We start from the raw sequence: 11,891 nt of genomic DNA on the forward strand, positions 1-11,891 counted from the left end.
TCGAAACAAAAGAGAGAATGGAGATTTTATGGAAGAAGAAAAGACCGCGCAGGAGGGCCAGTACGGCCGCAATCTGGCCCAGGGCAGCGTGGTCAAGCAACTGATTCTGTTTGCCCTGCCCTTTCTGGCGTCCAATCTGGTCCAGTCCTTTTACAGCGTGGCCGACATGTGGATTGTGGGCCAGTTCGCGGACAATATCAGCATGTCCGGGGTGAATATCGGCAGTCAGATCACCTTTATTCTGACCAATGTGGTAGTCGGCCTGTGTACCGGCGGCACCATTTTGATTGCCCAGGCCATGGGGCGGAAGGATCAGAAGGTAATGGAGGAGGTCACGGCCACCTTGATGACCACCCTGCTTATCGCCGGGGCAGTCATCACGGCTTTGATGATCTTTCTTCGGGTGCCCATCCTCAACCTGATCCAGACGCCCCCCGCCGCCTATCAGGAGGCGGACCGCTACCTCACCGTCACCTGTGCCGGCATTCTGTTTATCTTTGCCTATAATGTGCTCAGCGCGGTACAGCGGGGCATGGGGGACTCCAAGCGCCCCTTCTACTTCGTGCTTATCGCCTGCATTACAAACATTGTGCTGGACTACATTCTGGTGGCCATATTCCACCTGGGGGCCCTGGGCGCGGCCATCGCCACCGTATTTTCCCAGGCCCTGAGCGTGGTGCTGTGCATGGTGACTCTGGTGCGCAGCGATTTTGTCTTTGACTTTAAGCCCAAGTCTTTCCGTATCAACCGGCACTATATGGGCCACATCTTCCGGCTGGGCCTGCCCTCCGCGGTGCAGAACGGAGTCACCAGCCTGTCCTTTCTGATTATCACCATCTTAACCAATATCATCGGCCAGGAGAATGCCTCCGCCGCAGTGGGGGTGGTGTCCAAGTTCAACGGCTTCGCCATCATGCCGGCGGTGGCGCTGGGGGCGTCCATCTCCACGGTGTGCGCCCAGAACATCGGCGCCGGACGGTGGGACCGGGCGGTGAAGACCTGCTGGATCGGCACCGGCATTGCGTTTGCGTTCAGCGCGGCGGTGTTCGCCGTCGCCAAGTGCTTCCCCGCCCAGATCATCGGTGCCTTCAACGAGGAGCCCGCCCTGGTGGAGTACGGCGTGGTATACATGAGCTCCTTCTGCTTTGATTACCTCTTTGTGCCCCTCTGCTTCTGCATCAACGGGCTGTTCATCGCCAGCGGACACACCACCTTCTCACTGCTGAACAATATGATGTCCGCCCTGCTGCTGCGCATTCCGGTGTGCGTCGTCTTCTCGCTGGTGCTGGACATGGGCATGTTTGGGGTGGGTCTGGGGGCCCCGGTGGCCTCCGCCGGCGCCCTGTGCGTCATTATTCTCTACTATCTGTCCGGCCGCTGGCGGCGGAATATAGCCATGGACGGTACCTGATAGTTCCTCAAAACAGAAACGCTCTGTATTTCTCTGGAAAGAAATACAGAGCGTTTTCCTATCTGGGCGTATAAGCGGGGATCCCCCTACGCGCCGGCTTCGCCGCTGGCTGGGATGATCCAGCCGCTGCCCAGGACCGCCTCCCCTTGGTAGAAGACGGCCAGCTGGCCAGGGGTGGGGGCGCGGGCGGGCTGGAGTGTGCGGATGTCCGCAAAAAGACCGTTGGGGCGCAGCAGGGCAGGGGCCTCCGTCTTGGAGTGGCGCAGCCGGACGGTGCAGGGCAGCTCCCCCGCCGGGGCGTCCAGGGCGATCCAGTTTAGATCCGTGCAGCGGACAAGGCTGGTGTGCAGGCCGCTGCCGTCAGAGAGGACCACCTGGTTGGTGTCCGGCCGGATGGCGGCGACAAAGTACCGGTGGGGGCCGGATACCCCCAGTCCCCGGCGCTGGCCCAGGGTATAGTGGTGGATGCCCCGGTGCCGGCCCAGGACGGCGCCCTCCGGCGAGACAAAATCCCCCGGCGGCGGGGTATCTCCCCGGCGGTCCAGCCAGGCGGCGTAGTCTCCGTCGGGAACAAAGCACAGCTCCATGGAGTCCGGCTTGCCCGCCACAGGGAGGCCGTACTCCGCCGCCAGAGCCCGCACCTGCCCTTTGTCCAGCCCCCCAAGAGGAAAGACGCACCGGCGGAGAATGTCCTGAGACAGCCGGGCCAGCATGTAGGACTGATCGTTGGCAGGCCGGCCCCGCAGGAGGAGCGCCCGGCCGTCCGCGCCGGTTCCCCGGCGGGCATAGTGCCCGGTGGCCACGAATTCCGCCCCAATCCGGTCCGCCAGGGCGATCAAGGCGGGAAACTTTACCGCCTGGTTGCACATGGCGCAGGGCAGAGGGGTACATCCCGCCAGATAGGCGGCGGCAAAGGGGGCGCAGACCTCCCGCTCCAGAGCGGCGCGGATATCCCCTGTCTCAAAGGGCAGGTGCAGGCTGTCCGCCACGGCGGCAGCGTCCTCCCCGCCCCCCAGGCCGATATCCAGCCACAGGCAGGTCACGTCATAAGTTTCTTGGAGCATCCGTGCGGCGGCGGCGGAGTCCACCCCCCCGGACAGGCCCAGTACAAGTTTCGGTTTGCTCAAAATTCATCCTCCAAAAAGGCCGCGGCCCGGACCGGCGCGCCGTCTGTCCCGGCGCAGGCCAGGGGAAAGGCGCAAAAGGGGACGGTCCGCCCCCGCAGGGGAGCCAGGCCGGCCAGATTTTCAATCAGGACCAGCCCCGCCTCCAACAGCAGCCGGTGGTGGGGCAGATCGTGGCTGTCCGGAGTGTCGGGGGAGGGGGTGTCCAGCCCGACGCCCTTCAGGTTCATCCGGGACAGGGCCTCGATGAGCCCCCGCTCAGGCACGGGGTAGCTGGCAAAAAAGCCGGGTTTTCCCCAGCGGCGGTCCCATCCGGTGGAAAAGAGCAGGAAATCTGCCCCGGCATACCGGTTCAATTCTGCCGGAGGGGGAAAGTTTTCCACAATGGACGCGCTGCCGGTGCATTGCTCCAGGGAGATCGTGTCCAGAGCGGCCCCTTGGGGAAGCACATGGGCGGGGGCGTCCATATGGGTGCCGGTGTGGGAGCCAAATGCCAGCCGGGTGAGGCGGCATCCGCCGGCCTCCAGCCCGGCGGCGGGGGTGAGGGACACCGCCGGGTCGCCGGGCCACACTGGCAGTCCATCTGTCATGGGGTGGGTCAGGTCAATCACACGCATGACGCTTCCCTCACCGCTGGACCGCCGCCAGCAGGACGGTGAGATCCGCCGGGGACACGCCGGAGATCCGGGCGGCCTGGCCCAGATTCAGGGGGCGGATCCGATCCAGCTTCTGCCGGGCCTCCAGCCGGAGGCCCCCCATGTTCAGATAGTCCAGATCGGGGGGAAGCGAGAGGTCCTCCATCCGGCGCATTTCCTCCACCTGCCGCAGCTGCTTGTCAATATAGCCCTGGTATTTCACCGCGATCTCCACCGACTCTTTCTCCGCCCCGGTGAGGGCGGGCCGTTGGGGATCGAAGGGGGCCAGATCGTGGTAAGCCACTTTGGGACGGCGGAGGAGATCTGCCAGCCGGGCTCCGCTGGGGGCGGGGGGCTCCCCCCGGCGCTCCAGCATGGCGTCCAGCGCCGGGGAGGGGGGGGCGCCCACGTGCTCCAGCCGGCGGCACTCCCGCGCCACCGCGGCGTATTTCCGCTCCACCCGCTCCAGCCGCTCCCGGCTGACCAGCCCCACCTGGAACCCGATGGGACACAGGCGCTGGTCGGCGTTGTCCTGCCGGTGAAGCAGGCGGTACTCCGTCCGGGCGGTCATCATCCGGTAGGGTTCGTTGGTGCCCTTGGTCACCAGATCGTCAATGAGCACGCCGATGTACCCCTGGTCCCGGCGGAGCACCAGCGGGGGACGGCCCAGCAGCTTGAGGGCGGCGTTCACCCCCGCCACCCAGCCCTGGACCGCCGCCTCCTCATAGCCGGAGGAGCCGTTGAACTGCCCCGCTCCGTAGAGGCCAGGCACGTCCCGGCACTCCAGAGTGGGCAGCAGCGCGGTGGGGTCGATGCAGTCGTACTCAATGGCGTAGGCGGGCCGGGTGAGCTCCGCCTCCTCCAGCCCGGGGATGGTGTGGACCATGGCGATCTGCACCTCCTCCGGCAGAGAGGAGGACAGCCCCTGGATGTACAGCTCCTCCGTGTCCAGCCCCATGGGCTCAATAAAGAGCTGGTGGCGCTCCTTGCCGGCGAAGCGGACGATCTTGTCCTCGATGGAGGGGCAGTACCGGGGCCCCACCCCCTCAATGGCGCCGGAGTACAGGGGGGCCCGGTGGAGGTTGGCCCGGATCACCGCGTGGGTGCGGGCGTTGGTATAGGTGAGATAGCAGACCGCCCGGTTTTCCGGGGCCTGCTCCGTCTCAAAGGAGAAGGGCACCGGGGCGCTGTCCCCAGGCTGGAGCTCCATTTTGGAGAAGTCCACGCTGCGGGCGCTGATCCGGGGGGGCGTCCCCGTCTTGAACCGCCGCAGGGGCAGGCCCAAAGCCCGCAGGGACCCCGTCAGGGGGAGGGCGGCGGCCAGCCCGTCGGGCCCCATGTCCCGGACGGTCTCCCCCACGATGGTCCGCCCCCCCAGGTGGGTGCCGGCAGCAATCACCGCCGCCCGGACGGGGTACACTGCCCCGGTGGCGGTGCGCACCCCCGACACCGCCCCGTCTTGGGTAAAAATATCCGTTACCTCCGCCTGCTTGACCCACAGGCGCTCCTGCCGCTCCAGCGTGCGCTTCATCACCGCCTGATAGGCCCGCCGGTCGGCCTGGGCCCGCAGGGACCACACTGCCGGCCCCTTGCCCTTGTTGAGCACACGGTACTGAATACACGCCTGGTCCGCGGCCCGGGCCATCTCGCCCCCCAGGGCGTCCAGCTCCCGGACCAAGTGCCCCTTCCCGGTGCCCCCTATGGCGGGGTTGCAGGGCATATTGCCCACCGCGTCCAGATTCACCGTGAAGCAGACGGTCTCCAGCCCCAGCCGGGCGGCCGCCAGGGCGGCCTCGATTCCCGCGTGTCCCGCGCCGATGACGGCGATATCAAATGCTCTGGCTTGATAGTCCATATCAAACTGCCCCGCTATTTTCCGTGAATGATGGTCAGCGTCCGGGGGAGGTTTTCAATCTCCGCCGTTTTGTGGGCGCCGCCGAACTCCCCGTCCAGGGTCCAGGGCACCGCCTGGGCGCAGGTGACCCGCAGCCGGGCGGTGTGGAAGGCCAGGACGGTGCCGCTGTCGTCCGGCCCGGCCTGGAGCAGGGCCTTGACGATGCTCTGTAACTGGGCGGCGTTGGTGGGCTGGCGGATGAGCACCGCCTCAAAGAGCCCGTCGTCCAGCTTGACCTTGCGGCTGGGCAGGCCGCGGAAGCCCCCCACGGACACCGTATTGCTCACCATGCCGAAGAGGAAGTCCCCCTCCACGGTGCCGCCGTCGTGCTCCACCCGCAGGCGGCTGCTCTGAAGGGAGGTAAGCCGGGTGGCGCCCTCCAGCAGGTAGGCCAGGTGGCCGAACATGTTTTTGAAGGGCTGGGGCGTGCCGTAGGCCACGTCGGTAAAGGCCCCAAAGGCCGCCACGTAGATAAAATAGGATCGGTTGAAGCGGCCGGCGTCCACGCTTCGGGGCACGCCTGCGGCGGCAGTCTCCGCCCGGGCGGCCAGGCCCCGGGGCAGGTGGAGATTCTGGGAAAAGTCGTTGGTGGTCCCTGCGGGGATGTACCCCAGAGGAGGCCGGCGGGTGAGGCGCATCAGGCCGTTGGCCACCTCGTGGAGGGTGCCGTCCCCGCCGCAGCAGACAACCCGGTCAAAATCCTCCCCCAAGGCGGCGGCGGCGTCCGTGGCGTCCCCCCGCCCCTGGGTGGGCCGGATGGTCACCAGCCAGCCCGCCTTGGTAAAGCAGTCGGCAAAGTCGGAAATCTTGGACTTCATCTGTCCTTTGCCCGCGTGGGGATTGTAGAGAAATAACAGACGGTTCATGGAATTCCCCCTGTAATGTGCAAGATTGCGTGAACGGCGCTGGGGCGTTTTGGTTGTAACAACCGCTCTGGGGTTATTATACAAATACCCGCGAAAAAAAACAATATAAAATCAGCCTGACCGGGAAATGGGAAAAAATGCTCCTCTCCCCTTGCATTTTGCCGAAAACTTTCGTACAATACAACATTAGCGAAAAAATTTCTCGCCGCCAGGCATTGTGCCGTTTGGCAGACAAGATCTGGAGTTTATTGATTTGGAAGTGATGGATTCCATGGACCGCAAATCTCTGGCCGCCGCCTTTCCGGCGACGGTGCCGGTGCTCATGGGGTATCTGGCCATCGGGATCGCCTTTGGCTTTATGCTCCAGTCCATCGGCTATAATTTTATCTGGGCCTTTTTTATGAGCCTGACCATCTACGCCGGGTCGGGGCAGTATTTGGGCGTAAGCCTGCTGTCCACCTGCGCGGCCCTGGGCACGGTGGCGCTGATGACGCTGATTGTCAACTTTCGCCATCTGGTCTACGGCCTGTCCATGCTGGAAAAATTTCGGGGCATGGGACCGCGAAAGATCTATATGATCTTTTCCCTGACGGACGAGACCTATGCCCTGCTCAGCTCGGTACAGGCTCCGCCGGGGGTGGATCGAAGGAATTTTTACTTTGCCATCGCCCTGCTGGACCACAGCTACTGGATTGCGGGCTCGGTTATCGGCGCGGTGGCGGGGGCGCTGCTGCCCGTCGACACCACTGGTATTGAGTTCGCCATGACCGCCCTGTTCATCGTCATCGCGGTGGAGCAGTGGGAGGGCTATAAGAGCCACCTGCCCGCCCTGCTGGGGGGCGGAGCCACTTTGATCAGCCTGGCCCTGGCGGGGCGGGAGAATTTGCTGCTGCCCGCCCTGGGGGCCATTGTGCTGGTGCTGCTGGTGCTGCGGGACCGGCTGGAGGAGAAGGGCGAGCCCGCTGGCCCCCATTGTGTGAAAGAGGAGGAGAAGCCATGCTGACCCCGGTACAGGCCATAGGTTCCATCGCCGTCATGGCGGCGGTGACCTTTCTCACCCGGGCGCTGCCCTTTCTGCTCTTTGACCGGGGGGACCACCCTCCAAAGCTGGTGATCTATCTGGGCCGGGTGCTCCCCCCGGCGGTGATCGCCATGCTTATCGTCTACTGCCTGCGGGACAACCTTATCGCCCTGGTTCAGGGCCCCGCCGGACTGGCGGGCTGGCTCCCCGCCGCCATTGCCTGCGCGGCGGTGGCTGCGCTCCACCTGTGGAAGCACAACAACCTGTTGTCCATCTTCGGCGGCACGGTGCTCTATATGGCGCTGGTGCAGTCGGGGCTGTTCTGACCCCGGCGCAAATGGGCGCCCCGTCGTTCCTTCGGCGGGAAAGCATCTCTGCGGGGATAAGCCTTTTTTGATGTTATGTAAAGCAGAATCAGGAAGAAAACAGCGTGTATTCAAAATGATATTCACCGCTTCCAGAATCAGGAAGGGTCCAAACGGACTGGGGCGCAGGCTTTTCCACATTATCCACAGGCTTATCCACAGCGGTGTGGAAAAGTCCCGGAGGCAGAAGACTCATTTTTTGACGTAGACATAAACGAGCTTCTTGGGGAGGGCGGAGTGTTGAGAGATACCATCGCGGCCATTGCCACGGGACCGGCCCGTTCGGCAGTGGGTATTATCCGGGTGTCCGGACCGGGGGCCATCGCCGCCGTGCAGGGGGTGTTTCGTACCAAGAGCGGCCGGGGGTTGGCGGAGTGTCCAGGCCGTCTGGTGCTGGGCACGCTGCTGGACGCGGCGGGGGCGCCCATTGATCAGGCCATGGCGGTGTGTGCCAAGGGCCCGCGGAGCTACACCGGGGAGGATACGGCGGAGCTACACTGTCACGGCTCGCCGGCGGTGCTGGCCCTGGCGCTGGAGGCCCTGTTCGGCCAGGGGGCGCGTCAGGCGGAGCCGGGGGAGTTCACCCGGCGGGCCTTCCTCAACGGAAAGCTGGATCTGATGCAGGCGGAGGCGGTGGCGGATCTCATTGACGCGGAGACCGCCCAGGCCGCCCGGTGCGCCGGGGGACAGCTGGCCGGGGTGCTGAGCCGGCGGATCCAGGGCGTATACGGCGGCCTGGTGGATGTGAGCGCCCATTTCCACGCGGTGCTGGACTACCCGGACGAGGACATCGACCCCTTTGGGGCGGAGACTCTGGACCGGGCCCTGGGGACGGCGGAGGAGGATTTGTCCGCCCTGCTGGCCACCTACCGCCGGGGGCGGCTGCTCGCCGGGGGGATCCCCTGTGCCATTGTGGGGCGGCCCAACGCGGGGAAGTCCTCTCTGCTCAACGCCCTGCTGGGGTATGAGCGGGCCATCGTCGCCGACCTGCCCGGCACCACCCGGGACACGGTGGAGGAGCGGTGTACCTTCGGCGGGGCGCTATTGCGGCTCATCGACACCGCCGGTATCCGGGACACCGCCGACGCCGTGGAGCGCCTGGGGGTGGAGCGCAGCCGCCAGGCCCTGGCGGGGGCGGAGCTGGTTTTGGTGCTGGCCGACCGCACCCGCCCCCTGACAGAGGAGGACGCCGCCCTGCTGGCTCAGGCGGCCCAGGGGGGGCGGCAGGTGATTTTCGTCCAGACCAAGGCCGACCTGCCGGGGGAGGACCGCCCCGCCCCGGTGATCGAGGGAAAAGCCCTCCCCACGGTGTGTGTGAGCAGCGCCACCGGGGCGGGGCTGGAGGCGCTGGAGGCGGCAGTTTCCGCCTGCTTCCCCCCGGACGAGGCCCAGGACCGGGGGGAGATGCTCACCAACCCCCGTCAGGCCCAGGGGGCGCTCCGCGCCCGGGACAGTATCCGCGCCGCCCGGGCCGCCCTCTCCGCCGGCATGACCCCCGACGCCGTGCTGGTGGACGTGGAGGACGCCATGGACGCCCTGGGCCAGCTCACCGGACGCAGCCTGCGGGAGGATGTCACCAACCGCATCTTCCAGCGCTTCTGCGTGGGGAAATAGAGAAACGATACGCCCGCCGGGTTTAAAGACCCGGCGGGCGTACTGTTACGCAACATTGCTTTGCATCTCCTGCGCATGCTGTCTAGACCGAAGAATATCTTCTTCATCTACATCCAATCCGCCGCAGAAACACTCCGACCCCTGTAAAGTGAGGGATCTCCCATCCCGTTCTGCGGTAATTTTGGGTTTGACAAAAAAGACGGGAGCGGCGATATTCTCAAGGGTAATCCGGTCACTCTCCCTGGTGTCCTCATTCAGGGTGAAAAACCGGTCCTCCCCGCAGTAGATCCGCTCTATTTTGATATCCGGGGATAGGGTAGCGGAGCCGAAGCGGTAGATATCCGGACGATTCGTGGCCACATAGTCGTTGTAGACAAGGGGTTGCGCCAGCTCTCCGGGGGCACAGATCTCAAACCGCCAAGTGCCGATGGATAGACGGCGGGGAACCTCGTCGCCGAAATAGAAATCCAGGTATTCCAGCTCGTAGGTCCCCGCCCTGTGAAAGCACAGTGTAACAGGCACTTCCCAACATTGATACACATCGCTGTAATCCGATTCAAAGGGCTTGATTTCTCCTGTGGTGACGCAGAGATCTTCTACCCCCACCGGGGTAATTTCAGATACGCTGCCAGAGGCGAACAGACTGCCCTGATCAGACCGGCTGTAATAGGTCAGCAATAAAGTACAGGGCTGATCTACTGATTCAAAGACATAGCCATCCATCCACACGAAGAACTCCGACGGAAGCTGCTCCCCCGAGGGCGCCCCGCTGCACCCCGCTATCAGAAGTAACGCAAAAACAGCAAGGCATAATACTGTGTTTCGTTTCAATCAGATCCCCATCTTTCCCTGTGCTGTCCTACTTATAATATACTTTTAAGTAAAGGTCAGTAGGAAACATGATGTCAGATGTCGATTCAGCTGTTTGTGTACCGTTTAGATATGCTACACTACGAAGGAATTGACGGTAAAAATCACTGGCAGCACCTAATTTAGAGTAACGACTAGCATCTGCCGGAATAGTAATAGATATGGAGTTAGTTCGAGTGATTGTCTTCATAAGGCCAAGAGTTGCTCGGATTTTTTCTGCAATCTTGAACTGGAGCTCTCCTCTGATTTGCCAATTAACAGTAACGGATTCCCCATATGTATAAGAGGACGCCTTGGCCCAGGATGCTGTTAAATATTCTACGAATTCTTCATAATGCTTTGAGTACCCATTGTCATATACGATTGTCTTAACAACTTGACCAGCTGCACCTATACTATCTTGATACAGTATATCTCCAATAGCACGCGCAACCCTAGGTATAGCTGTAGATTCTGTTCCTATCCTGTAGGCGGGTCCCTCATCTGTATGTTCAATAGGATCTTTTGGTATGTAAGATTGTGCAGTTGCAACCGGAATGGAAAGACAGAGCGTAAGGCCAAGAGCGAGAACTTTCTTAACAAAAGATGTGCTTTTCGTAGATAACCGGTTCCTTTCTCATCATATTTTTGTGCATATTTTACACTAGATGACTTACTTTAGAAAAATATGTGGGAGACCATCTCCTTTCCGGCGGAACGGTCAACCTTTCGGGCCACAGGCCCATGATAGTACCATGGGAATCACCTTTTTTCGACGGATGAGACAGAATTGAGCAAATTTTCCTGTCCTGGATCTAAGGGAGAAATAGTGGAAATGCTAAGGCTTGCCACTAGCAGGCTGCATATCATTTTAGACGACCGCATTTATATTACCTCCTCGCTTTTGATAATGATTTTCCTACGAACTTTTTGTATTGGCTGATTTGCTTTGGGAGCATTTGAAGGACGGTATCTGCTATATCTTCCGAACCCAGGATGTTGTACACCGGCCGTTTTAAGGTTTCGGTAATGTAGGAGGTGTAATTGATGTCTCCCAAGTAGATTTCCATTGCCGTTCCCTCCAAGGGGCCGTACAGATAATGTACATGGAAAGAGAGCTTTATGTTGAAACCATAACCATAATGGAGTTGGCGCTGGAACAAAACCCGCTGTTTTTGCAGCGTAGAGAGGTAGTCTAAAATCTTGTGGGCATTTCGTCCATCCGGATGAATCGGGATCCGGACAGAAGAACCCTCACATTCAAATGCCATCCAACTAATACGCGCGGTATCCGGATAGGGGACCAGAACCGTGGGGGTGAGGAGCCAGCGCAAATAGAGATAGGAGACAAGGCCCCCCAGGCCCAGCAGAACGGCGAGCCAAATCAGCCATCTTTTACGGGGAAGGGAACGTCTCATACTGTCTCCTTTCCGGCGCAACGGTCAACCTTTTGGGCCACAGGCCCATGATAGTACCATGGGAATCACCTTCTTTCGACGGATGAGACAGAATTGAGCAAATTTTCCTGTCCTGGATCTAAGGGAGAAATAGTGGAAATGCTAAGGCCTGCCACTAGCAGGCTGCATATCATTCTAGACAACCGCATTTATATTACCTCCTCGTGTTTGATAATGATTTTCCTGCGAACATTTTGTACCGGCTGACTTGCTTCGGGAGCATTTGGAAGATGGTTTCTTTCACGGTCTCCGGCTCCAGCACAGCGTAGAGCGGCGAATTTCCGTCGCTGATGAAGAAAAAGCAGTTCACATTTCCCAGACGGATTCCCATACGTGTTCCCTTCAAAGGGCCGCTTAGATAGTCTATTTCGATTTGGAGCTGGGTGTCCCGGCCGTAAAGGGGGCCGCTGGGGTTCAGAATGCGCTGCTTTTGTACGGTAGCGAGATAGTCCAAAATCCTGCGGGCGTCCAGTCCGTCTGGAACAATGGGAATATGGTAGCACTTCAGGGAATGGGTATCCGCCGGACAATAGGTATAATATTTTAGTCCGGTGATACACGCGGAATCCGGATAGGGAACCAGAACCGTGGGGGTGAGGAGCCAGCGCAGAGAGAGATAGGAGACAAGGCCCCCCAAGCCCAGCAGAACAGCGAG

At 61.4% G+C, this 11,891-nt stretch carries 11 protein-coding genes; 4 read left to right on the forward strand and 7 right to left on the reverse strand.

The window, feature by feature from the left end:
• Nucleotides 1-28: 28 nt before the first annotated feature.
• Nucleotides 29-1,411, forward strand: a complete 1,383-nt coding sequence (locus tag D1159_RS02880) for an MATE family efflux transporter (RefSeq protein WP_161844198.1) — start codon at nucleotides 29-31, stop codon at nucleotides 1,409-1,411.
• Between the two features lie 86 nt (nucleotides 1,412-1,497).
• On the opposite strand, the gene mnmA is transcribed toward D1159_RS02880, so the two are convergent.
• The 4 genes from mnmA to D1159_RS02900 are packed head-to-tail and all read right to left on the reverse strand — an operon-like array spanning nucleotide 1,498 to nucleotide 5,930.
• Nucleotides 1,498-2,538: a tRNA 2-thiouridine(34) synthase MnmA gene (mnmA, locus tag D1159_RS02885; RefSeq protein WP_161844199.1), complete on the reverse strand. Its 1,041-nt coding sequence runs from the start codon at nucleotides 2,536-2,538 to the stop codon at nucleotides 1,498-1,500.
• Nucleotides 2,535-3,152, reverse strand: a complete 618-nt coding sequence (locus D1159_RS02890) for a cyclase family protein (protein ID WP_161844200.1) — start codon at nucleotides 3,150-3,152, stop codon at nucleotides 2,535-2,537. Before D1159_RS02890 ends, mnmA begins: the two co-directional genes overlap by 4 nt.
• A 10-nt stretch (nucleotides 3,153-3,162) precedes the next feature.
• Nucleotides 3,163-5,025: a tRNA uridine-5-carboxymethylaminomethyl(34) synthesis enzyme MnmG gene (mnmG, locus tag D1159_RS02895; protein ID WP_161844201.1), complete on the reverse strand. Its 1,863-nt coding sequence runs from the start codon at nucleotides 5,023-5,025 to the stop codon at nucleotides 3,163-3,165.
• Nucleotides 5,026-5,039: 14 nt separating this feature from the next.
• Nucleotides 5,040-5,930 carry a diacylglycerol kinase family protein gene (locus D1159_RS02900; RefSeq protein ID WP_161844202.1) on the reverse strand — a complete coding sequence of 297 codons (891 nt, stop codon included), beginning with the start codon at nucleotides 5,928-5,930 and terminating at the stop codon, nucleotides 5,040-5,042.
• A gap of 271 nt (nucleotides 5,931-6,201) precedes the next feature.
• On the opposite strand from D1159_RS02900, the gene D1159_RS02905 reads away from it, so the two are divergent.
• The 3 genes from D1159_RS02905 (at nucleotide 6,202) to mnmE (ending at nucleotide 8,930) form a co-directional block, all read left to right on the forward strand.
• The gene (locus D1159_RS02905; RefSeq protein WP_161844209.1) at nucleotides 6,202-6,933 is read left to right on the forward strand and encodes an AzlC family ABC transporter permease; all 732 of its coding nucleotides are present in this window, start codon (nucleotides 6,202-6,204) and stop codon (nucleotides 6,931-6,933) included.
• A complete protein-coding gene (locus D1159_RS02910) occupies nucleotides 6,927-7,277 on the forward strand; it encodes an AzlD domain-containing protein (protein ID WP_161844203.1) in 351 nt (116 codons plus the stop codon). The genes D1159_RS02905 and D1159_RS02910 overlap by 7 nt, the downstream gene beginning before the upstream one ends.
• 276 nt (nucleotides 7,278-7,553) lie before the next feature.
• On the forward strand, nucleotides 7,554-8,930 hold the full coding sequence (mnmE, locus tag D1159_RS02915) for a tRNA uridine-5-carboxymethylaminomethyl(34) synthesis GTPase MnmE (RefSeq protein WP_347563625.1): 1,377 nt from the start codon (nucleotides 7,554-7,556) through the stop codon (nucleotides 8,928-8,930).
• Between the two features lie 45 nt (nucleotides 8,931-8,975).
• On the opposite strand, the gene D1159_RS02920 is transcribed toward mnmE, so the two are convergent.
• The 3 genes from D1159_RS02920 to D1159_RS02930 all read right to left on the reverse strand — a co-directional run.
• On the reverse strand, nucleotides 8,976-9,761 hold the full coding sequence (locus D1159_RS02920; protein WP_161844205.1) for a hypothetical protein: 786 nt from the start codon (nucleotides 9,759-9,761) through the stop codon (nucleotides 8,976-8,978).
• A gap of 908 nt (nucleotides 9,762-10,669) precedes the next feature.
• Nucleotides 10,670-11,197, reverse strand: a complete 528-nt coding sequence (locus D1159_RS02925) for a hypothetical protein (RefSeq protein WP_161844206.1) — start codon at nucleotides 11,195-11,197, stop codon at nucleotides 10,670-10,672.
• A 193-nt stretch (nucleotides 11,198-11,390) separates the two neighbouring features.
• Nucleotides 11,391-11,891 (reverse strand): hypothetical protein (locus tag D1159_RS02930; protein WP_161844207.1); only part of this gene is annotated, 501 nt, incomplete at its 5' end.

This window comes from Pseudoflavonifractor sp. 524-17, assembly GCF_009935845.1.
GTDB lineage: Bacteria > Bacillota > Clostridia > Oscillospirales > Oscillospiraceae > Pseudoflavonifractor_A.